Origin of the sequence: Sagittula stellata E-37, assembly GCF_039724765.1 — a bacterium.
Classification (GTDB): domain Bacteria; phylum Pseudomonadota; class Alphaproteobacteria; order Rhodobacterales; family Rhodobacteraceae; genus Sagittula; species Sagittula stellata.
The window spans coordinates 2,808,000-2,827,905 of sequence record NZ_CP155729.1 but is presented as its reverse complement, the minus strand read 5'-3'; the positions used below and the strand labels follow the sequence as shown (position 1 = coordinate 2,827,905).

Below are 19,906 nucleotides of genomic sequence, written 5' to 3'. Positions count from 1 at the left end.
CGGACTAGGCTCGCCGCCGATATGACAGACTGGCCCCGGTGCCTGCGGGGCCGTTCGCACACAAGGAGACTTCCATGCCCGTCAAGAACCGTTTCGCAGAGCTTCACGGCGACATCACCGCCTGGCGACGCGACCTCCATGAGCACCCCGAGATCCTGTTCGAGACCCACCGCACCAGTGCGCTGGTGGCCGAGAAGCTGCAGGCCTTCGGCTGTGACGAGGTGGTGACCGGCATCGGACGGACCGGCGTGGTCGGCATCATCAAGGGCCGCAACACCGGATCGGGCAAGGTGATCGGCCTGCGCGCCGACATGGACGCGCTGCCCATCGAGGAGCAGACCGGGGTGGAGTACGCCTCGAAGACGCCGGGCGCGATGCACGCCTGCGGCCACGACGGGCACACGGCGATGCTGTTGGGCGCGGCGCAGTACCTGGCCGAGACGCGCAACTTCGACGGCACCGTGGCAGTGATCTTCCAGCCGGCCGAAGAGGGCGGCGGCGGCGGCAAGGAGATGTGCCAGGACGGCATGATGGAGCGCTTCGGCATCCAGGAGGTCTATGGCATGCACAACTGGCCCGGAAAGCCAGTGGGCAGCTTCGCGATCCGGTCGGGCGCTTTCTTTGCGGCCACCGACCAGTACGAGATCACCATCCACGGCAAGGGCGGCCACGCCGCAAAGCCGCACCAGACGGTGGACCCGGTGGTGATCTCCACCCAGGTGGTGCAGGCGTTGCAGAGCATTTCCAGCCGCAATGCCGATCCGTCCGATCCGATCGTGGTGTCGGTGACGTCGATCGAAAGCTCCTCGAAGGCGTTCAACGTGATCCCGGCGCGGGTGACGCTGAAGGGCACGATGCGCACCATGTCGAAAGAGAACCGCGAACTCGGCGAGGCACGGATCAAGGAGCTGGCCCCGCTGACCGCGGAGGCCTTTGGCGGCAGTGCCGAGGTGCGCTGGATCCGGGGCTATCCCTCGATGGTGAATTCCGAGGAGCAGACGAGCTTTGCGGCGGATGTGGCCGAAGCGGTGTCGGGCGCCTGCGAGCGCGACGCGCCGATCACCATGGGCGGCGAGGACTTCGCCTACATGCTCGAGGAACGGCCCGGCGCCTACATCCTGGTCGGCAACGGCGACACCGCCGACGTGCACAACCCCGGCTACAACTTCAACGACGAGGCCATCCCGGCGGGCTGCTCGTGGTGGGCCGAGATCGTCGAGCGGCGGATGCCGGTCGCGGGCTGATGCCCACGGCCATCGTGACAGGGGCCGCGCGCGGGATCGGGCGCGGCATCGCCGACCGGCTGGTGGCGGACGGCTGGCAGGTCGCGGCGCTCGACCTGTCCTTCGAGGGCGATGTGGCGGGGCGTCCGGTGGTCTGCGACGTGTCGGACGAGGCGTCCGTGGCCGCCGCCTTCGCGGATCTGTCGGACATGCTGTCGGGCGGGCTGGACCTTCTGGTGAACAACGCGGGCGTCGCCTCTCCGGTCAGCGGGCCGGTGGAGGACCTGTCGCTTGACGGCTGGAACCGCTGGATCGGCGTCAACCTGACCGGCACTTTCCTGATGGTACGGGCGGCGGTGCCCTTCCTGCGGCAGGCGCGCGGGTCGGTGGTCAACCTCTCGTCCACCCGGGCGCGCATGGCAGAGCCGGACACAGAGGCCTATTGCGCCTCGAAGGGCGGGGTCGAGGGGCTGACGCAGGCGCTTGCCGTGTCGCTCGGACCGGAGGTGCGGGTCAACGCCATCGCGCCGGGCTGGATCGTGACGGACGGCTGGGACGAGCTGCGCCCGGAAGATCACGCGCAGCACCCCGCAGGCAGGGCCGGCCGGGTGGGTGACATTGCCGACAGCGTGGTCTGGCTGGCGGGCGCCGGGTTCGTCACCGGGCAGGTGGTCACCGTCGACGGCGGCATGACGCGCAAGATGATCTACGCCGAATGACCGGACGGTCCGGATGACGGTTTCGTCTGGTGCGCGGCGCGGGCTGCGGCTAGGACACGGACATGACCCAGACCGCCAACATCATGTGCATCAAGTGGGGCACGCTTTTCGGCCCCGAATACGTCAATCGTCTGTATTCCGGCGTCCGCCGGAACATGACGCGCCCTGTGCGCTTCTTCTGCATGACGGAGCACGCCGAGGGGCTGCATCCCGACATCGAGGTTCTGCCGCTGCCGGTGGAGCCTTTCGCGGAACCGATGGCGGAAGCGCTGAAGGTGGCGAACCGGCAGGGCGCGATGCGCAAGGTTTCGCTGTTTCGCCCGGGGTTAGTGCCCGACCTCGACGGTCCGGTGCTGGGGTTCGACCTGGACGTGGTGATCACCGGCGGGCTGGACGAAATTTACGAACTCGCCCCGGAGACGGTGGCCATGCGGATCGACTGGATCGAGAAGCGCAAGGGGCGTGTGACGGGGCATGGCTCGGTTTTCCGCTTCGATCCGGCGGTGCACGGGTTCCTCTACGACGACATCGCGGCGAACCCTTATGCGGAAGTCGAAAAGGCACGCGGATCCGAGCAGCGCTATACCTCCACCAAAGCCCTGGATCGCGGCGTTTTCACATATATTCCGGACCCTTGGGTGGCGTCCTTCAAGTATGACTGCAACCCGTTTCCGGTGAATTATCTGCGCCCGCCGACGCTGCCGGACGACGCGCGGGTGGTCTGCTTTCACGGCCGGCCGAAGATGACGGACGCGCTGACCGGGTGGTCGGGGTCGTTCATCCGCTACTCCAAACCCTGTGCCTGGCTGCGGGATCACTGGATCGACCGGGCACGAGAAGATCTTGGTGGCAACTGGGCGTGAGCCTGCCCAATGTTCGCGCCGGTTGAGGTGACGGGTGCGAGGGGCCGGCCCCTCGCGCTCCCCGAGGTATTTTGGCCAAGATGAAGGGGCGGTCCGCCGAGGGGCCGAATAGCCGTCGGGACGGGTTGTCTTGGACGGTTTGTTGGCCTTGATCGCGCGGGCGGTGCCGGGGCGCGGTTCGCGGGCACGTGGCCCGTCGGGTTGGCCGGGTGCCCGGGCAATGGCGTGGCGATCGTCACAGCGGTATGACGCGCGGACGATCCGGGCTGTCGATGGCGGTGTGTCCGGTTACCCCATGAGTGGCGCATGGCGGCGGGCAGGCGGGCCCTGCGCCGGGAGCCCTCGGGTGGTGGTCGCGGCGGTCTCGTCGGCGGGAAGATGCCGGTGCGGGCGGCCTTCCTGCCGCGCGGGTCCTGCGCCGCGGCGTCGCGGGAGCGTCATGGCGGTCTGAGCGCGCGGCCTTGCCGATGGGGGCCAAGGCGCGCTAAGAGCGGGTCGGAGAATGAGAATGGAGAGAGCCGCAATGGCACGTCGTGTCGTCGTTACCGGGCTGGGGTTGGTCACGCCGCTGGCCGATGGGGTGGAAGCCAGCTGGAGCCGCCTGCTCGAAGGACAGTCGGGCGCCGGTCCGATCACGCGTTTCGACGCGAGCCACCTTGGCACCACTTATGCGTGTGAGGTTCCGCTGGGGGACGGGTCCGACGGGACGTTCAACTGCGACGCCTACATGGACAAGAAGGAACAGCGCAAAGTCGACGAGTTCATCAAGTTTGGCATCGCCGCCGCCGATCAGGCCGTCCGTGACTCGGGCTGGATGCCCGAGGACGAGGACAGCCGCGAGCGGACCGGCGTGATGATTGGGTCGGGCATCGGCGGGTTGTCGTCCATCGCCGACACCGCGCTGCTGATCCGGGACAAGGGACCGCGCCGCGTGTCGCCGTTCTTCATCCCCGGCGCGCTGATCAACCTGATTTCCGGCAACGTGTCGATCCGCTATGGTTTCAAGGGGCCGAACCACGCGGTGGTGACGGCCTGTTCCACCGGTGCCCATGCCATCGGCGACGCGGCCCGGCTGATCAAGTACGGCGATGCGGACGTGATGCTGGCGGGGGGCGCCGAGGGGGCGATCTGCGAGATCGGCATCGCGGGGTTCAACGCCTGCAAGGCGCTGTCGACCAAACGCGCCGACGATCCGAAGGCCGCGAGCCGCCCCTATGACGCCGACCGCGACGGGTTCGTCATGGGCGAGGGCGCGGGCGTCGTGGTGCTGGAGGAATACGAGCATGCCAAGGCGCGCGGTGCGAAGATCTACGCCGAGGTCCGCGGCTACGGGCTGACCGGCGACGCCTACCACATCACCGCGCCGTCGGAGACGGGTGAGGGCGGCGAGCGGTCGATGCGCGCGGCGCTGAAGGACGCGGGGCTGACGCCGGCGGACATCGACTATATCAACGCGCACGGCACGTCGACCATGGCGGACACCATCGAGCTTGGCGCGGTGGAGCGGCTTCTTGGCGAGCATGCCTCGAAGGTGACCATGTCCTCGACCAAGTCGATGACCGGCCACCTGCTGGGGGCGGCGGGCGCGATCGAGGCGATCTTTTCGATCCTCGCGATCCGCGACCAGGTGGCGCCGCCGACGATCAACCTCGACAATCCGGCGGTCGAGACACCCGTGGACCTGGCGCCCAACGCCAAGCGCGAGCGGCGGATCGCCTATGCGTTGTCGAACAGCTTTGGTTTCGGCGGCACCAATGCCAGTGTGATCTTCGGCAAGGTCGACTGAGGATCCGGGCGCGCGCGGTCAGCCGGGCGCGCCTGAACGAGGTGAGCACAGGCCCCCGTGCGAGGGGCGGAGCAAAGGGCAATATAGGGGCAATATCATGTGGCGCAGCATCGCCTCGAACGCGCTGACCCTTTTGGTCGTCGCGCTGTTTCTCTTTGGCGGCGTCCTTCTGTGGGCGCAGGCCGAATATTCCGCGGAGGGGCCGCTGAGCGCGCCGATCTGCGTGGAGGTGCCGCGCGGCTCCAACATGGCGCGGGTCTCGGACAACCTCGCGGAGCAGGGGGCCGTGAAAAGCGCGATGATGTTCCGCCTTGGCGCCGAATACGGCGACAAGACGCAGGAGCTGAAGGCGGGGAGCTTCCTTGTTCCCGAGCGCGCCTCCATGTCGGAGATCACGGATATCATCACCCGGGGCGGCGCGTCGACCTGCGGGACGGAAGTGGTCTATCGCATCGGCATCAACCGCGCGACGGTGCAGGTGCGGGCCATCGACCCGGCCACCGGGCGCTACGAGACACAGGCCAGCTTCGACCCGGCCGAGGACGAGGTGCCCGAGGAATACACCGAGGTGCGTCAGGCGAACGACACGCGCTATCGCGTGGCGCTGGCCGAGGGCGTGACGAGCTGGCAGGTGGTGCAGGAACTGGGCGAGATCGACGTGCTTGAGGGTGAGGTCGAGGTGCCCGAAGAGGGCAGCCTGGCCCCCGACAGCTACGAGATCGGCGTTGGCGACACCCGTGCGAGCCTCGTGGAACGGATGCGCCAGGCGCAGGAGCTGATCCTTGCGGAGGCCTGGTCGAACCGCGAGGAGGGCCTGCCGCTGGACAGCCCGGAGGAGGCGCTGATCCTTGCCTCGATCATCGAGAAGGAGACCGGGAACGCGGAGGAACGCGGCCTGGTGGCCTCGGTCTTCGTGAACCGGCTGGAGAAGGGCATCCGCCTGCAGACCGACCCGACCGTCATTTATGGCGTGACCGAGGGCAAGGGTATCCTGGGGCGCGGTCTGCGGCAGTCGGAGCTGCGTGCGAGCACGCCGTGGAACACCTACGTGATCGACGGTCTGCCGCCGACCCCAATCGCCAACCCGGGCCGGCTGTCGATCGAGGCGGCGCTGAACCCGTCGTCGACCGACTACGTCTACTTCGTGGCGAAGACGCTGGACCCGGCGGACGGCCATGTGTTTGCCGAGACGCTGGACGAGCACAACCGCAACGTGGCGGCCTATCGCGCGCTGGAGGCGCAGCGGGACAACTGAGACTGCTGGCGGGTCGGGACTGTTGCTGACGCAAAGCGCCCGCCCGCCAACCCGCCCGGCGACAGGGCCCGCTCCGCAGGCGCTCCGGTGTCAAAGGCGGATGACGTATTCCTTGGTCGTCGTCTCGACCACTTCCCATGTTCCGCGGAAGCCCGGGCGCAGGATGAAGCTGTCGCCCGCGCGCACGTCCGCTGCGTCGCCGCCTTCTTCCGTGATGATCGAATGACCGTCGAGGATGCGGCAGTATTCCCATTCGTCGTAACTGATCCGCCATTTCCCGGGCGTGGCCCGCCATGTGCCGCAATAGAGACCGTCTTTCTCCTCGACGTTCCATGTGGTGAATTCGGGCGCCCCGGAAATCACCTTGTCGGGCGAAGGGGCGTCGGTTTCGGCCTCCATGTCGGTGGAGATGCGCAGGAAGGTCTGGGTCATTGGGGCCTGTTGTTGGATTGGGTTCGGGGAGTGTGGGCTGTGCGACGGCTGGCAGGGGTGCGGGCCTCAGCCCGGTGAAATCGCGGCGCGCGTCTTCTTTGGTAGTTTCGCGAAGATCAGATCGTAGGACGTCCGGATCCGGTCGCGCAGCTCGTCCTCCGGCACCGCGTCCCAGTCGATCAGAACCCAGGAGCGGTGGAAATAGGGGGCCTTCTGCGCGCGGTCCATCTCGATCAGAAACTGCGCGTCCTCGATGGAGGGCGTCTTGACCGAGACGCCGAGCCCCATGGCGCCGATGCTGGCGAACATCTTGTCGCCGACCTTCCACGCATCGTGGCCGCCGCCCCAGGGGTCGGAGACTTCGGCACCGGGCAGGGCGGCACATATGGCGTTGACGGTTTCGCGGTTCATGGCCGGAGCATGGCAGGCGGCGTGTCAGTCGTCCAGCGCGGCGTCGATGACGTGGCGCGGGCCCGGGCCGCGGCGGGCGGCGCGGTCTTCGGGGTTGTAGAGCGCGCAGCGTTGCAGGGACAGGCAGCCGCAGCCGATGCAGCCGTCGAGGTTGTTCCTGAGCGCGGTCAACCGGGCGATGCGTGCGTCCAGAACACGGGAAAAGCGGCGCGAGATGCGAGTCCAGTCTGCGCGCGTGGGCGCGCGGTCCCGGGGCAGGCGGTCGAGGTCGGCGCGGATCTCCGTCAGGGAAAAGCCCAGTTGCTGGGCGATCATCACGAAGCTCAGCCGCCGGATGTCGGCGCGCTGGAACCGGCGCTGGCCGGAGGCGGTGCGCGCTGGAAAGACCAGCCCCTCCGATTCGTAGTGGCGAATGGCGGAGGGGGCGAGGCCGGTGCGCTCGGCGATCTCGCGGATTGTCAGGCCGTCTCTCTTCATCGTGTGGAAATCATGCGTTATTTCGTTCTTGCATTCAAGTGTACTTGAAGAACTAAGATGTAGGTCGTTGAAATCGAATGAAAGGAAGCCGCAATGGCACGGCTTGAACATGTGAACGTGACGGTTAGCGATGCAGAGGCGACGGCGGCGCTGCTGGGGGACCTGCTGGGCTGGCGGGTGCGCTGGAAGGGGCCGGCGATCCACGACGGGACGTCGATCCACGTGGGCGACGACGAAACCTATCTTGCGCTCTACAGCCCGAAGCGCATCGACGCGCCGCATGACGACAACTACACCCGCGCCGGGTCAATGAACCACATCGGGCTGGTGGTGGACGACCTCGACGCGACCGAGGCGAAGGTCCGCGAGATGGGCTTCAACCCGCACAACCATGCCGACTACGAACCCGGACGCCGCTTCTATTTCGATGGGCCGGACGGGGTGGAGTACGAGATGGTGTCTTACGCCTGAAGGGCAACGTCACGGCGATATGCAGCTATCGGTTGCATATTGACGGATGGCAGGCATTGGCGGATGATCGACGTATTGAACGTCAAATTTTCAACGAAGTCGCATATTCAACGAAAAGGTCATTGCCATGCCTCCTCCTCCCCCTCCGGCCCAGGATGGCGCTCTGAAGCGCGTCATTCTCCTTGCCATCCAGAACGACCGCAGGATCACCGATCACGAAGCCGACGGGATCATCGGCGTCACCAAACTGGATGCGCAGGTCTCGGACGCCGAATACGCCACGCTGTGCCACCTGGTGTCCTGGTCGAAGTCGCTTTCGGTCACGTCGCGCAACAAGATCATGAACTACCTCGCGGACGCGCTGTCGCTGAAGGGGCCGTACGTGAAAAGCAAGGTGCGCGATCTTGAGGGGCAGCCGCTTGTCTCGACCCATCAATGCGTGACGCTGCTGCAGTATTACACCCACGTCGGCCTGACGTCCGGTTGGCGGCAGGGTCTGCGGGTGCGCGGCAACGATGCGCTGATTGCGCGGGGCACGGCCATCGCCACCTTCGAGTACGGCAAGTATCCGAACAAGGCGCACGGCAACCATGGTGCCTTTTACGACGGCCAGGATGCGACGGGCATCTATGTCGTCGAGCAATGGTCCGGGCTGGACGCGATCCAGAGGCGCCACGTGACCTTTCAGGGGTTGGACGGGATGATGTGGAAGGATCCCAGCAACAACGGCGATGCGTTCTCGGTGATCCGCAAGGTGTGAGGGGCTGGCAGGATTCGCTTGGCAGACGGCGCGCCGGCTGATACAGAGCGCGCATGACCACCCGTAGCGCAATCATCATCGCTTGCATTATCCGCTGACATCGTCGGCGGGCCGGTCTTCTATTCCCTCTCAGAGTTGAAGTTGCTAATCCCGCCGCGAGCAATCGCCGAGGACCACGCAATATGGCCGACCCGAATCCCGACCGTCTGGAGATCAGGCTGACGAACACCCGCAACCGGGCGAAGGAAGTGTTTGTCCCCATCGACCCGGAAAACGTGCGGATGTACGTGTGCGGGCCGACGGTCTACGACCGGGCGCATCTGGGCAACGCACGGCCCGTGCTGGTGTTCGACGTACTCTACCGGCTGCTGCGCCACGTCTACGGTGCAGATCACGTGACCTACGTGCGTAACTTCACCGACGTCGACGACAAGATCAACGCGACGGCGCTGGCGCGCAAGGAGGCGGGGGCGGATGGCACGCTGGAGGATCTGATCCGCGAGCGCACCGAAGAGACGATCTCGTGGTACCTGAAGGACATGGGCGAACTCGGCGCGCTGGAGCCCGACCGGATGCCGCGCGCGACGGAGTACATCGCGCCGATGGTCGCGATGATCGAAGGGCTGATCGAAAGCGGCCACGCCTATGCCGCCGAGGGGCACGTGCTGTTCCGGGTGCGGTCCTATGAGGCCTACGGCAAGCTGTCGGGGCGGTCGGTCGACGACATGATGGCGGGCGCCCGGGTCGAGGTCGCGCCCTACAAGGAAGATCCGATGGACTTCGTGCTGTGGAAGCCGTCCTCGGACGAACTGCCGGGCTGGGACAGCCCCTGGGGCCGGGGGCGCCCGGGCTGGCACATCGAATGCTCCGCCATGTCCTACGAGCTGTTCGGTTCCAGTTTCGACATCCACGGCGGTGGCAACGACCTGATGTTCCCGCACCACGAAAACGAGATCGCCCAGTCCTGCTGCGCACACCCGGAGGGCGACTTCGCGAAGGTCTGGATGCACAACGAGATGCTGCAGGTCGAGGGCAGGAAGATGTCCAAGTCGCTGGGCAACTTCTTTACCGTGCGGGATCTGCTGGACCAGGGCGTGCCTGGAGAGGTGATCCGTTTTGTCATGTTGTCGACGCACTACCGCAAGCCGATGGACTGGACCGCTGAGAAGGCGCGGGAGGCCAAAAGGAAACTCGCATACTGGCGTGCGCTCTTGAAAGAGGCAGGAGTAGAAGGTGTCGATTCGACTGCTGCCGATTTGGGCGTGGTTTCCGATCTCGCCGAAGACTTGAATACCAAGCCGGCGTTGGACAAACTTGGAAGCATTGCGGACTATTTGAAATCAGCTCTGGTGTCCGAGAAACAGAGATCTTCCGGTGATTTAAACGTTCCTGAGTCATCGGAAAACAGTGCCGAACTTGCAAAACGGCTGAAGTCTTCTGCAAACCTGTTGGGCTTGTTGCAAGATGAACTAGCCGATTGGTTCGAGGATCAGGTGTTTTTCGATTTATCGGATTTTTCCTCAAAGCTTGTAAACCTTAGAGCCGAAGCTCTCGCGAAAGTCCAAGAACCAGGGGCCGACAAGAAAGAGTGTTTCCGCGAACTGGACAGATTCAAGTCCGCCCTGCTCAACGCTGGCGTCGAGGTGCGCATGTCCAAGGCGGGCGTCGAGCTGGTGCCGGGTCCGGATTTCGATCCGGCCAAGCTGGAGCAGGTCTGATGCGTGGCGCTGACTGTGAGCACGGACTGGGGCTCTGCCCCAGACCCCGGAGGTATTTGGAAAGCAAAGAAGCGCAGGGTCGACCCTGTCGGAAACGGGGGGCGCGGTGATGGCACGCGAGCGGCTTTATCTCTACGACACCACGCTGCGCGACGGGCAGCAGACGCAGGGGGTGCAGTTCTCCACCGCCGAGAAGCTGAAGATCGCCGCCGCGCTGGATGCGCTGGGGGTGGATCATATCGAGGGCGGCTGGCCCGGGGCGAACCCGACGGATTCCGCCTTTTTCGAGGAGGTGGGCCAGACGCGGGCGGTGCTGACCGCCTTCGGGATGACCAAGCGGGCCGGACGGTCGGCGGAGAACGACGATGTGCTGGCGGCGGTGATGAACGCGGGCACTCCGGCGGTCTGTCTCGTGGGCAAGACGCATGACTTCCACGTCACGACGGCGCTGGGGATCACGCTGGAGGAGAACGTCGGGAACATCGCCGCCTCGGTCGCGCATCTGGTGGCCTCGGGGCGGGAAGCGCTGTTCGACGCGGAGCATTTCTTTGACGGCTACAAGGCCAACCCGTCGTATGCGCTGTCCTGCCTTCGGGCGGCGTTGGATGCCGGGGCGCGTTGGGTCGTGCTGTGCGACACCAACGGTGGCACGCTGCCGACGGAGATCGGGCGGATCGTCGGCGGGGTGATCGCGGCGGGCGTGCCAGGCGACAGGGTCGGGATCCACACCCACAACGACACCGAAACCGCGGTGTCCGGGTCGCTGGCGGCGGTCGAGGCGGGCGCGCGGCAAATCCAGGGCACGTTGAACGGGCTGGGCGAGCGTTGCGGCAATGCCAATCTGACGGCGCTGATCCCGACGCTTCTGCTGAAGGAGCCTTACGCCAGCCGCTACGAGACGGGCGTCAGCCACGAGGCGCTGGAAGGGCTGACGCGGGTGAGCCGGATGCTGGACGACGTGCTGAACCGGGTGCCGCTGAAGCAGGTGGCCTATGTGGGCGCTTCGGCCTTTGCGCACAAGGCGGGGCTGCATGCCAGTGCGATCCTCAAGGACCCCACGACCTACGAGCATATCGACCCCGCGCTGGTGGGCAACCGGCGGGTGGTGCCGATGTCGAACCAGGCCGGGCAGTCGAACCTGCGGCGCAGGCTGGCGGAAGCGGGGCTTGAGGTCGCGCCGGGCGATCCGGCGCTGGCGCGCATTCTCGAACTGGTGAAGACGCGGGAAGCGGAGGGTTATTCCTACGACACCGCGCAGGCATCGTTCGAATTGCTGGCGCGGGAAGAGCTGGGGCTGCTGCCGGAGTTCTTCGAGGTGAAGCGCTACCGCGTGACGGTCGAGCGGCGGAAGAACAAGTACAACCGCATGGTGTCGCTGTCGGAGGCGGTCGTGGTGGTGAAGGTCGACGGTGAAAAGAAGCTGTCGGTCTCGGAGTCCATGGACGAGGAAGGCAACGACCGCGGCCCGGTGAACGCCCTGTCGAAGGCGCTGGCGAAGGACCTCGGGTCCTACCAAGCGTACATCGACGACATGCGGCTGGTGGACTTCAAGGTACGCATCACGCAGGGCGGCACGGAGGCGGTGACGCGGGTCATCATCGACAGCGAGGATTCCTCGGGCCGGCGGTGGGCGACGGTGGGTGTGTCGGCCAACATCGTCGACGCATCGTTCGAGGCGCTTCTGGACGCGGTGCGCTGGAAGCTGGTGCGGGCGGGCGCGGCCTGATGGATTGGGAAACGTTCTTTGCCGTACACCGCGGGCTGCCGCGCGAAGGGCCGGGCGCGCCGGACGATGTGGCCTGGGCCTGCGCGCTGGCCGGTCTGCCGGAAGACGCCTCGATCTGCGATGCGGGCTGCGGCCCGGGCGGCGACATCGACGCCCTGCTGGCCGCCGCGCCGGGTGCACGGGTGGTGGCGGTGGACCGGATGGCCAGCTTCGTCGCGGAGGCGGACGCGCGGTTTGCGGGCGATCCGCGGGTGTCCGTCATGGAGGGCGACCTTGGCGCGCTGCCGGGACCGTTCGACATGATCTGGTGTGCGGGCGCGCTCTATTTCCTCGGGCTTCAGGACGGGCTGGCGGCAATGGCCCGGGCGCTGAAGCCCCGCGGGGTGCTGGCGTTTTCGGAGCCCTGTTTTTTCACCGAGGCGCCGGGCGCGGAGGCCCGGGCCTTCTGGGAGGGCTATCCGGCGCGTTCGGCCGAAGGTATCGCGGCGGCGGCCGGTGCGGCCGGGTTCGAGGTGCTGGGCACGCGCAAGGTGCCGGACGCCGGATGGGAGGCCTATTACCGCCCCATGGAAGCGCGGATCTCTGCATTGCGTCCGGGGGCCGACGCCCGGCTGTCGGAGATGCTGGACCTCTGCGCGGCGGAGGCCGCGACATGGCGGCGGGTCAAGGGCGAGACCGGGTATCTGTTGTGCGTGGCGCGGCTGACATGATCGCGCCGGGGTCCGATCTGCATGCCTGCGCGGAGATCGTCGAGCGCGGCGACCCGGAGCGTTTCGCGGGTGCCATGGCGGCGCCGGTCGCGGCGCGGCGCGTGCTCTTTCCGCTGTACGCCTTCAATGTCGAGGTGGCGCGCGCGCCCTGGGTGACGGCAGAGCCGATGATCGCCGAGATGCGCCTGCAATGGTGGCGCGACGCGCTGGACGAGATCGGCGGCGGCGGCGCGGTCCGGCGGCACGAGGTGGTCTCGCCGCTGGCGGAGGTGCTGGACGCCGAAGGGGCGGCGGTGCTGGACGCGCTGGTGGAAGCACGGCGCGCGGATATCGAGAAGGCCCCGTTCGATGAGCCGCACGCCCTGTGGTCCTACCTGGAGGCCACGGGCGGCGGGCTGATGTTTGTCGCGGCCCGTTGTCTTGGGGACCGGGACGGACGCGCGGCTCGGGCACTGGGAAAGGCTTCCGGTCTCGCGGCTTACCTGCGCGCGGTGCCGGTGCTGGAGGCGCGGGGCAAGTTGCCGCTGGCGGACGGGCGCCCCGAGGCGGTGCGCGCGCTTGCGGCACATGGGCTGGACCTGGTGGCGGAGGCTCGGGCGGCGCAAGGGGCGGTGCCGCGCGCCGCCCGCGCGGCGCTGATGGCCGGTGTGCTGGCGGAGCCCATGCTGCGCCGCGCCGTTGCGGATCCGGGGCGGGTCAAGGATGGCACGCTTCTGCCCTCGGAGGCCAAGGTGCGTTGGACGCGGTTGCGGGCCGGGCTGACCGGGCGCATCTGAGACCGGGTTTCGCTGCCTTGCGGCAGCGACCCGCCGGGGGGCGCCGCCCCCCGGACCCCCGGAGGTATTTTGGCAAAGATGAAGGGGGGCCGGAAGGGAGGGCGTCTTGCCGTGCGTCCGTGATGGGTACGTTCAGGAGCCTTTCCGGCACCGGGAACACGCAATCGGCGCACTTCAGGCTGTCTAGACGGCATGTGTGGGGAAAGCGGGGGCCGTCGGTCTGGCCGTTCTTGTCCCTCGCGATCGCAGGGACAGGGCCGAACCCGGCGCTGTTGCTGGGTCGGTGGCTGGCGTTTGGGTGTAAGGGCGCCGGCAGTGAGCGCCCGTTTTCCGGGCAAGGGGTCGTGGACCGCTTCGAGAGCGTTGGCGGGAGAAGGCGGTTTCCCTATCGGGACAGGTGGCGGGCGTGGCGCGGGACCGTCATTGCGGTTGCGTGGTCGCGCACCGGTTTCGGCTTGCCAGGGGGGGCGTTGCGGGCGTCACGCGACCTGGCGGGGCAATGATTTGCCGCGCACAGGGTTTGCCGCGCACACGGAGCAGGCGTCAGTGCGAGCATCGGCGCTGGCCGCAGCGATTTGCGAGGTTGGCCGAAACCGCATGTCAGGCGGGCTGCTCTTCCTTCGGGCGCAGCCAGAGCCAGATCAGCGCGCCGCCGGCCAGCACGAGAAACGGTGCCATGGCGAGGTTCACCGACATCCAGCCCTGCACCGGCGAGCCGCCCGAGCAGTTCATCAGGCCGCCCGAGGACAGCGAGGCGAAGGTGACGGCGCCGAAGACGATCAGGTCGTTGAGGCCCTGCATGCGGCCGCGTTCATGCGCTTCGTGGGCGCCCGACAGCATGCTGGTCGCGCCGATGAAGCCGAAGTTCCAGCCGATGCCCAGCAGCACCAGTGCCACGAAGAACTGTTCGAGGTTGACGCCCGAAAGACCCACGGCGCCGGCGCCCGCCAGGATGACGAGGCCGGTGGCCATGATCCGTTCCACGCCGAAGCGGGCGATGAGGTGGCCGGTGAAGAAGCTGGGCGCGAACATGGCCAGGACGTGTGCGGTGACGACGTTGGCGGCGTCTCCGGTCTCGTACCCGCAGCCGACCACGGCCAGCGGCGTCGAGGTCATCACCAGGTTCATCAGCGCGTAGGAGACCGCCGCGCAGATCACCGCCACGCCGATACGGGGGGTGGTCAGGAGCTGCCAGCGGGTGCGTCCCTTCGGTGCGTCCTCGGCGGGGACAGGCGGCTTGGGGATGTCGAGGAAGAAGAACAGGCAGGCGCCGATCAGGTTGATCGCGATCACCCCGGCGTAGGTACCGAGGAAGGGGATGACGTAACTGTCAGCGGTGAACTTCACCAGTTGCGGGCCGATCACGGCAGAGGCGAGGCCGCCGGCCATGACGTAGGAGATCGCCTTGGGGCGGAAGTCTTCGGAGGCAGTGTCGGCGGCGGCGAAACGGTAGAAACCCTGGGCGGACATGTAGATGCCGGTTACGAGGCTGCCCAGCAGGAAGATCGTGAAGGAGGCAGTCAGGAGCCCGTAAGCACCGATCGCCCCGCCAACCGCACCGGCGCCCGCGCCGAGGAAGAAGCCCGCGCGGCGCCCGTATTTCTGCATGATCGCCGAGACCGGCGTGGCCGCCAGCATCGATCCGAGCACGATCAGCGAGATCGGCAGCGTGGCATAGCAGGGGTTGGGGGCGAGGCTTTGCCCCGCCAGTCCGCCGATGGTGAAGATCATCGGCATCTGCGCCCCGAGAAACGCCTGCGCGAGCACGAGGACGGTGACGTTGCGGCGGGCGCGGGTGTCGGTGGGCTGGGCCGTGGTCTGGGTGGTCATGCGCGAAGTCGTAGGCCGAGCCGCGAGGTATCGCAAGAGGCGAATGTGTCCCAGTGAACGACCTGTGCGGGCGGCGCCGGGGTCGGTGCTCCGGATTGCGCAGGAAGCGGGTCGCGGCTGTGATGCGCGCCCGGGCATTGCGTCCCGGCGCTGTGGACGGCAGGGTGCCGGGAAAGGGAGACGGCGATGAACGACGGTGTCGGGCGGATCATAATGGGCGACGCCTGCGTGGCGGAAGGGGCGGACTGGCTGGCCGCCTGCGAGCCGCGCTTTGCCGGGGCCCTGGAACTGACCGGCCCGCTGCCGCTGCGGCGCAGGCCCGACGGTTTCGCCCAGCTTCTGAGCGCCATCGTCAGCCAGCAGGTCAGCGTCGCCTCGGCCCGCGCAATCTGGGCGCGGCTGGAGGCGGCGGGGATGACCTCTGCCGCGGCGGTGCAAGGGGCCTCGGACGACGACCTGAAGGCGCTGGGGCTGTCGCGGCAGAAGGTGGCCTATGCGCAGGCGCTGGCCTCTGCCGGGATCGACTTCGACGGCCTGCGCGACATGCCCACCGACGAGGTGGTAAAGACCCTCGTGGCGGTGAAGGGGATCGGTGTCTGGACGGCCGAGATCTATGCGATGTTCAGCCTCGGCCGGGCGGACGTCTTTGCCCCCGGCGACCTGGCCTTGCAGGAGGGCGCACGGCTGCTGTTCGATCTCGACGAACGCCCGACGGAGCGCGCGCTGCGCCGGATGGCAGAGGCCTGGTCGCCCTGGCGGTCGGTTGCGGCGCGTGCGCTCTGGGCCTACTACCACGTGTGCAAACAGCGAGAGGGCATTGCGTGAGCGGCATCTGGACGGGTGTCGGCGCGGCGGTCGCGGTCATCTGGGCCGGGGCCTGCGCGGCGGCCTTCTTTTCGCCCATGGTCTGTACGGGGAGAATGGATTTCCCCAACGCGGACGGCTCCACCGAGACGTACGATCTGCGGCTGACGCTCGACGCGGCGGGATATCGCATCATGTCGACCCATGTGGCGGATGGCGCGGTGACGGACGACGCGGGCACATGCACGGACTATCTCGACCCGGGCTGCCGCCACGAGATCCGCGATGCGGCGGGCGAGGTCACGGATTTCTACGACTTCGTGCTGGTCGCGCTGGACGGCGGTGAATATGCCTATGCCGAGCGATGGGCCGACGGGTTCGAGGGCGGCGCCAGGATGACCTGCGCGCCGGAATGACAAAGGAATCAGGGAGAGTTTTGCGATGACACGGGTTCTTAAGGCGGGGCGCCGCGCGCCGGTATCCGGGGACACACGGTCCGGCGTGGTCTTCCTGCACGGCTACGGCGCGAACGGCGCAGACCTTCTGGGGCTGGCAGATCCGCTGGGCGAACATCTGCCGGACACGCTGTTCGTGGCGCCGGATGCGCCGGAGGCCTGCGCGGGCGCCCCGTTCGGCTTTCAGTGGTTTCCGATTCCGTGGATCGACGGCTCGTCCGAAGAGGAAGCCGCCGCCGGAATGATGCGGGCGGTCGACGACCTGAACGCCTTTCTCGACGCGCTGATGGTGGATGAGGATCTGTTGCCCGAACAGGTCTGCCTTTTCGGGTTCAGCCAGGGCACGATGATGAGCCTGCACGTGGGGCCGCGCCGGGAGGATGCCGTCGCGGGGATCGTGGGCTTCTCGGGTCGTCTGTTGCAGCCGGAGCTTCTGGCGGACGAGGTGCAGTCCATGCCGCCGATCCTGCTGTTGCATGGCGACATGGACGACGTGGTGCCCGTGGACTCGCTTCCCGCTGCGGCAGAGGCGTTGCAGGGCGCGGGCTTCGAGGAGGTCTATGCCCATATCATGAAGGGCACGGCCCATGGGATCGCCCCCGACGGGCTGTCGGTCGCACTGGCGTTTATCCGCGACAAATGCGGTTTCTGAGGCCGTTGGCGCGGCGGCTGACCGGCCGATCTTGCGCTGGTGCGGCGGGCCATACCTTCGACGGTTGAACTGTTGAATGGCTGGATGCGGAGGCGCAGGGCCGCCGCGGGTCCGGTTTTGTACACATGGCCGCCTTTGCGCGTCGGGTCCCGATCCGTCCACAGAGCCGCGCCACGGCTGGACTCCGGTGCCCTGTGGCCCACCTGCCTGTCACACAGGCATTACATTCGGGGGCTACTGCTCTGCAGGACCACACCATCTTGTAAGGCTTGCCAGAAGGTTGCCGCGAGATATAGTGGCACCTAGCTGGGGCGGGTCGTCCCGCTCCGGTGCTTGAGAAAGAGCAGACGGAGCGGAGGACGAGTCCCGCAATGGACGGAGATTTCAGAACCACTTTCGTGCGGGAGCCGGGCGCCCTGAGGCACCATCCGGCGCTTGTGCTGAATGCGGACTACAGGCCGTTGTCCTACTATCCACTCAGCCTCTGGACGTGGCAGGAGGCGGTGAAGGCCAAGTTTCTCGACCGGGTGGATATCGTGGCGGAATACGACGAGGTCGTCCGAAGCCCGAGTATGAGCATCAGGATACCCAGTGTGGTCGTTCTGAAAGATTTTGTGAAACCTCAGAAGCGCGTGGCCTTCACGCGCTTCAATCTTTTTCTGAGGGACGAATTCCGCTGCCAGTACTGTGGGACCAAGGCGGAACTGACATTCGATCACGTGATCCCGAGGGCGCGGGGCGGCATCACGAGCTGGGAAAACGTGGTGGCGGCCTGCGCGCCCTGCAACCTGCGCAAAGGGTCGCGCAGCCTCCGGCAGTCGGGTCTGAGCCTGCGGAAAGTGCCAAGGCAGCCGACAGCCGGCGAGCTTCTGAACATGGGACGGCGCTTTCCGCCGAACCACCTGCACGACAGCTGGATGGACTTCCTCTACTGGGACGCCGAGCTGGAGGCCTGAACGGGCGGTTCCGACGAGACGCCCGGCGCGGACGCATCGCGGGGCACTTCGGTCTGTCGGCTTAGGTCGCCGAATTGGACTATCGGCGCGGTTCGTCTGTCAGTTCGTGGTGCGCGGGTGGGCGTCACGGGTCAGCCGGGCAGGGTGACGAATATGGCCTTGCCGCCGGTTGCGACCACGGTGTGTTCGTACTGGACAACAGGCGCCCTTGGGTCGGCGCGCAGTGTCCAGCCGTCGCCGCCATCGGTCGCCCAGAGCGCGCCGGTCGACAGGAACGGCTCCACCGTCAGGACGAGGCCATTGTGGATACGGCGCGTGTCCTTGTTGGGCCATGTGGCGATCTCGCCGGGGTATTCGTGCAGCGACCGTCCGACACCGTGACTGGCGAGGTTGCGCACCAGAGTGTACCCCCGGTCGGAGGCGAAGCGCCCGATGGCTCGCCCGATCCCGTCCAGCCTGCGGCCTGCGCGGACCTGCGCGATACCGATCTGCATCGCCCGCCGTCCGTCCCGGCAGAGGCGGTCGAGCGAGGGCTTCACGGGCGGTACGCGGTGGGTCGCGCCGGTGTCGGCGAAATATCCGTCCTTTGACGCGGAGACGTCGATGTTCACGAGGTCCCCGGCGGCGATCACCCGGTCGCCGGGGATGCCGTGGGCGATGTCCTCGTTCACGCTGATGCAGGTGGCGCCGGGGAAGTCGTAGACCTGTTCCGGGGCCGAGACCGCGCCGTGCCGGTCGAGATACGCGCGCCCGATGGCGTCGAGTTCGCGGGTGGTCATGCCCGGCTCCATCGCCTGTGCCATCGCGCGCAGGGTGTTGGCGACGATGCGCCCGATCTCTTTCAGGCCGTCCAGGTCTTCCTGTCTGTCGATGGTCATGGTGTGCTCCACTTGTCTTACCACGTGACAGATAGCGCATGGCGCCGCGTTTGTCCCGGCGCCGTGGCGCTTGCGCGTACCGTCCCACGGCGGCAGGCTTGGCGGGTCCTGTCCTTCAAGAGGTTGCGCGGCGGTGTCCCGACTGATCCTGATGAACCCGAACTCGAACGCCGCGACCACGCAGGCCATGGTCGCCATCGCCCTGCAGATCCTGCCGGGGGTCGAAGGCTGGACCGCGCCCCGGGGACCGGGGATGATCGTCACCGAAGAGGCGCTGGCCGCCTCCGCCGAAGAGGTGGCCGCCGCAGACTTGCCCGATGCGGCAGGCGTGATCGTCGCGGCCTTCGGGGATCCGGGGCAGGCGGCACTGGCGGCGCGGCTCGATTGCCCGGTGGTGGGCATCGGCGCGGCTGCGGCGGCTGAGGCCGGTATGGGCGGGCGCCGTTTTGCCGTGGTGACGACCACGCCGGGTCTGGAACGGTCCGTCGATGGTCTGATGCGTGCCCATGCCGGTGCGGGCCGTTATGTGGGGTGTTTCCTGACGCAAGGCGATCCGCTGCGCTTGATGGAGGATGCGGATGCGCTCGACCGGGCGTTGATGGCGGGGATCGACCGGGCCGCCGGGCAGGGCGCGGCGGTGGCGATCATCGGCGGCGGCCCTCTGGGAGAGGCGGCAGAGCGGTTGGCGGATCACGCGGCGATTCCCCTGATCGCTCCGATCCGGGCGGCGGCGCGCGCGCTGAAGGACCGTCTGTAGGGGCCGCGCCGCTGATGGTGCAGCGCAAAGGTGTATCGCGCGCATAGTTTTGCAGCAGAAGTGTACGCATTCGCCCGTTTTCCACGCAGCTATCCTGACGCTCCGCGCCCCAACGCGGGCTGACACGTTTCCTTGCTGGCTTACGGATTGGGCACTTGACGAGACTTTAGGCCGTGGACGCCGCAACGACGCGCGTCGGAACACCTAGCGGGCCGAAGTGCCCGGGTCAGAACACGGAGAGGTATTC

At 67.2% G+C, this 19,906-nt stretch carries 21 protein-coding genes; 16 read left to right on the top strand and 5 right to left on the bottom strand.

Going from position 1 to position 19,906, the window contains the following annotated elements; genetic code table 11:
* Positions 1-74: 74 nt before the first annotated feature.
* From ABFK29_RS13410 to mltG, 5 genes are all read left to right on the top strand, one after another.
* Entirely contained in the window at positions 75-1,244 is a 1,170-nt protein-coding gene (locus tag ABFK29_RS13410) for a M20 aminoacylase family protein (RefSeq protein ID WP_005855681.1), read from the top strand.
* Positions 1,244-1,942, top strand: a complete 699-nt coding sequence (locus tag ABFK29_RS13405) for an SDR family oxidoreductase (protein WP_005855679.1) — start codon at positions 1,244-1,246, stop codon at positions 1,940-1,942. The genes ABFK29_RS13410 and ABFK29_RS13405 overlap by 1 nt, the downstream gene beginning before the upstream one ends.
* 62 nt (positions 1,943-2,004) lie before the next feature.
* On the top strand, positions 2,005-2,805 hold the full coding sequence (locus ABFK29_RS13400; RefSeq protein ID WP_005855677.1) for a hypothetical protein: 801 nt from the start codon (positions 2,005-2,007) through the stop codon (positions 2,803-2,805).
* Between the two features lie 508 nt (positions 2,806-3,313).
* On the top strand, positions 3,314-4,591 hold the full coding sequence (gene fabF, locus ABFK29_RS13395) for a beta-ketoacyl-ACP synthase II (RefSeq protein ID WP_005855675.1): 1,278 nt from the start codon (positions 3,314-3,316) through the stop codon (positions 4,589-4,591).
* Between the two features lie 97 nt (positions 4,592-4,688).
* Positions 4,689-5,846, top strand: a complete 1,158-nt coding sequence (gene mltG / locus ABFK29_RS13390) for an endolytic transglycosylase MltG (protein WP_005855673.1) — start codon at positions 4,689-4,691, stop codon at positions 5,844-5,846.
* Between the two features lie 90 nt (positions 5,847-5,936).
* On the opposite strand, the gene ABFK29_RS13385 is transcribed toward mltG, so the two are convergent.
* The 3 genes from ABFK29_RS13385 to soxR form a co-directional block, all read right to left on the bottom strand.
* A complete protein-coding gene (locus ABFK29_RS13385; protein WP_005855671.1) occupies positions 5,937-6,278 on the bottom strand; it encodes a cupin domain-containing protein in 342 nt (113 codons plus the stop codon).
* A 66-nt stretch (positions 6,279-6,344) separates the two neighbouring features.
* Positions 6,345-6,689, bottom strand: coding sequence for an MmcQ/YjbR family DNA-binding protein (locus ABFK29_RS13380; RefSeq protein WP_005855669.1), 345 nt, complete (start codon positions 6,687-6,689; stop codon positions 6,345-6,347).
* A 24-nt stretch (positions 6,690-6,713) separates the two neighbouring features.
* A complete protein-coding gene (gene soxR / locus ABFK29_RS13375) occupies positions 6,714-7,166 on the bottom strand; it encodes a redox-sensitive transcriptional activator SoxR (protein WP_005855667.1) in 453 nt (150 codons plus the stop codon).
* 93 nt (positions 7,167-7,259) lie between these two features.
* Here soxR and ABFK29_RS13370 point away from each other — a divergent pair, with 93 nt between their 5' ends.
* The 6 genes from ABFK29_RS13370 (at position 7,260) to ABFK29_RS13345 (ending at position 13,327) form a co-directional block, all read left to right on the top strand.
* On the top strand, positions 7,260-7,637 hold the full coding sequence (locus ABFK29_RS13370; RefSeq protein WP_005855662.1) for a VOC family protein: 378 nt from the start codon (positions 7,260-7,262) through the stop codon (positions 7,635-7,637).
* A 127-nt stretch (positions 7,638-7,764) separates the two neighbouring features.
* On the top strand, positions 7,765-8,397 hold the full coding sequence (locus ABFK29_RS13365; protein ID WP_005855660.1) for a BPSL0067 family protein: 633 nt from the start codon (positions 7,765-7,767) through the stop codon (positions 8,395-8,397).
* 182 nt (positions 8,398-8,579) lie between these two features.
* Positions 8,580-10,115, top strand: coding sequence for a cysteine--tRNA ligase (gene cysS / locus ABFK29_RS13360; RefSeq protein WP_005855658.1), 1,536 nt, complete (start codon positions 8,580-8,582; stop codon positions 10,113-10,115).
* Positions 10,116-10,224: 109 nt separating this feature from the next.
* On the top strand, positions 10,225-11,841 hold the full coding sequence (gene cimA, locus ABFK29_RS13355) for a citramalate synthase (protein ID WP_005855656.1): 1,617 nt from the start codon (positions 10,225-10,227) through the stop codon (positions 11,839-11,841).
* A complete protein-coding gene (locus ABFK29_RS13350) occupies positions 11,841-12,551 on the top strand; it encodes a class I SAM-dependent methyltransferase (RefSeq protein ID WP_005855654.1) in 711 nt (236 codons plus the stop codon). Before cimA ends, ABFK29_RS13350 begins: the two co-directional genes overlap by 1 nt.
* Positions 12,548-13,327, top strand: coding sequence for a squalene/phytoene synthase family protein (locus ABFK29_RS13345; RefSeq protein ID WP_005855652.1), 780 nt, complete (start codon positions 12,548-12,550; stop codon positions 13,325-13,327). Before ABFK29_RS13350 ends, ABFK29_RS13345 begins: the two co-directional genes overlap by 4 nt.
* 600 nt (positions 13,328-13,927) lie before the next feature.
* Here ABFK29_RS13345 and ABFK29_RS13340 read toward each other — a convergent pair.
* Positions 13,928-15,157, bottom strand: a complete 1,230-nt coding sequence (locus tag ABFK29_RS13340; protein ID WP_005855650.1) for an MFS transporter — start codon at positions 15,155-15,157, stop codon at positions 13,928-13,930.
* 186 nt (positions 15,158-15,343) lie between these two features.
* Between ABFK29_RS13340 and ABFK29_RS13335 the strand changes: the two genes are divergently transcribed.
* From ABFK29_RS13335 to ABFK29_RS13320, 4 genes are all read left to right on the top strand, one after another.
* Positions 15,344-15,982 carry a DNA-3-methyladenine glycosylase family protein gene (locus ABFK29_RS13335; RefSeq protein WP_005855648.1) on the top strand — a complete coding sequence of 213 codons (639 nt, stop codon included), beginning with the start codon at positions 15,344-15,346 and terminating at the stop codon, positions 15,980-15,982.
* Positions 15,979-16,377, top strand: a complete 399-nt coding sequence (locus tag ABFK29_RS13330) for a hypothetical protein (RefSeq protein ID WP_005855646.1) — start codon at positions 15,979-15,981, stop codon at positions 16,375-16,377. Before ABFK29_RS13335 ends, ABFK29_RS13330 begins: the two co-directional genes overlap by 4 nt.
* Positions 16,378-16,402: 25 nt before the next feature.
* Positions 16,403-17,068, top strand: a complete 666-nt coding sequence (locus ABFK29_RS13325) for an alpha/beta hydrolase (protein ID WP_005855644.1) — start codon at positions 16,403-16,405, stop codon at positions 17,066-17,068.
* A 371-nt stretch (positions 17,069-17,439) separates the two neighbouring features.
* The gene (locus ABFK29_RS13320) at positions 17,440-18,024 is read left to right on the top strand and encodes an HNH endonuclease (RefSeq protein ID WP_005855643.1); all 585 of its coding nucleotides are present in this window, start codon (positions 17,440-17,442) and stop codon (positions 18,022-18,024) included.
* A 131-nt stretch (positions 18,025-18,155) separates the two neighbouring features.
* On the opposite strand, the gene map is transcribed toward ABFK29_RS13320, so the two are convergent.
* Positions 18,156-18,902: a type I methionyl aminopeptidase gene (gene map / locus ABFK29_RS13315; protein WP_005855641.1), complete on the bottom strand. Its 747-nt coding sequence runs from the start codon at positions 18,900-18,902 to the stop codon at positions 18,156-18,158.
* Positions 18,903-19,035: 133 nt separating this feature from the next.
* Here map and ABFK29_RS13310 point away from each other — a divergent pair, with 133 nt between their 5' ends.
* On the top strand, positions 19,036-19,659 hold the full coding sequence (locus ABFK29_RS13310) for an aspartate/glutamate racemase family protein (protein ID WP_232281505.1): 624 nt from the start codon (positions 19,036-19,038) through the stop codon (positions 19,657-19,659).
* The last annotated feature ends 247 nt before the right edge of the window (positions 19,660-19,906 follow it).

Coding starts and splice junctions, on each gene's coding strand:
- ABFK29_RS13345 (WP_005855652.1), top strand. CDS start 12,548: ATGATCGCGCCGGGGTCCGATCTGCATGCCTGCGCGGAGATCGTCGAG.
- ABFK29_RS13365 (WP_005855660.1), top strand. CDS start 7,765: ATGCCTCCTCCTCCCCCTCCGGCCCAGGATGGCGCTCTGAAGCGCGTC.
- mltG (WP_005855673.1), top strand. CDS start 4,689: ATGTGGCGCAGCATCGCCTCGAACGCGCTGACCCTTTTGGTCGTCGCG.
- cimA (WP_005855656.1), top strand. CDS start 10,225: ATGGCACGCGAGCGGCTTTATCTCTACGACACCACGCTGCGCGACGGG.
- ABFK29_RS13325 (WP_005855644.1), top strand. CDS start 16,403: ATGACACGGGTTCTTAAGGCGGGGCGCCGCGCGCCGGTATCCGGGGAC.
- map (WP_005855641.1), bottom strand. CDS start 18,902: ATGACCATCGACAGACAGGAAGACCTGGACGGCCTGAAAGAGATCGGG.
- ABFK29_RS13350 (WP_005855654.1), top strand. CDS start 11,841: ATGGATTGGGAAACGTTCTTTGCCGTACACCGCGGGCTGCCGCGCGAA.
- ABFK29_RS13405 (WP_005855679.1), top strand. CDS start 1,244: ATGCCCACGGCCATCGTGACAGGGGCCGCGCGCGGGATCGGGCGCGGC.
- ABFK29_RS13400 (WP_005855677.1), top strand. CDS start 2,005: ATGACCCAGACCGCCAACATCATGTGCATCAAGTGGGGCACGCTTTTC.
- ABFK29_RS13385 (WP_005855671.1), bottom strand. CDS start 6,278: ATGACCCAGACCTTCCTGCGCATCTCCACCGACATGGAGGCCGAAACC.
- ABFK29_RS13410 (WP_005855681.1), top strand. CDS start 75: ATGCCCGTCAAGAACCGTTTCGCAGAGCTTCACGGCGACATCACCGCC.
- ABFK29_RS13320 (WP_005855643.1), top strand. CDS start 17,440: ATGGACGGAGATTTCAGAACCACTTTCGTGCGGGAGCCGGGCGCCCTG.
- ABFK29_RS13370 (WP_005855662.1), top strand. CDS start 7,260: ATGGCACGGCTTGAACATGTGAACGTGACGGTTAGCGATGCAGAGGCG.
- ABFK29_RS13335 (WP_005855648.1), top strand. CDS start 15,344: ATGAACGACGGTGTCGGGCGGATCATAATGGGCGACGCCTGCGTGGCG.
- cysS (WP_005855658.1), top strand. CDS start 8,580: ATGGCCGACCCGAATCCCGACCGTCTGGAGATCAGGCTGACGAACACC.
- ABFK29_RS13340 (WP_005855650.1), bottom strand. CDS start 15,157: ATGACCACCCAGACCACGGCCCAGCCCACCGACACCCGCGCCCGCCGC.
- ABFK29_RS13380 (WP_005855669.1), bottom strand. CDS start 6,689: ATGAACCGCGAAACCGTCAACGCCATATGTGCCGCCCTGCCCGGTGCC.
- soxR (WP_005855667.1), bottom strand. CDS start 7,166: ATGAAGAGAGACGGCCTGACAATCCGCGAGATCGCCGAGCGCACCGGC.
- fabF (WP_005855675.1), top strand. CDS start 3,314: ATGGAGAGAGCCGCAATGGCACGTCGTGTCGTCGTTACCGGGCTGGGG.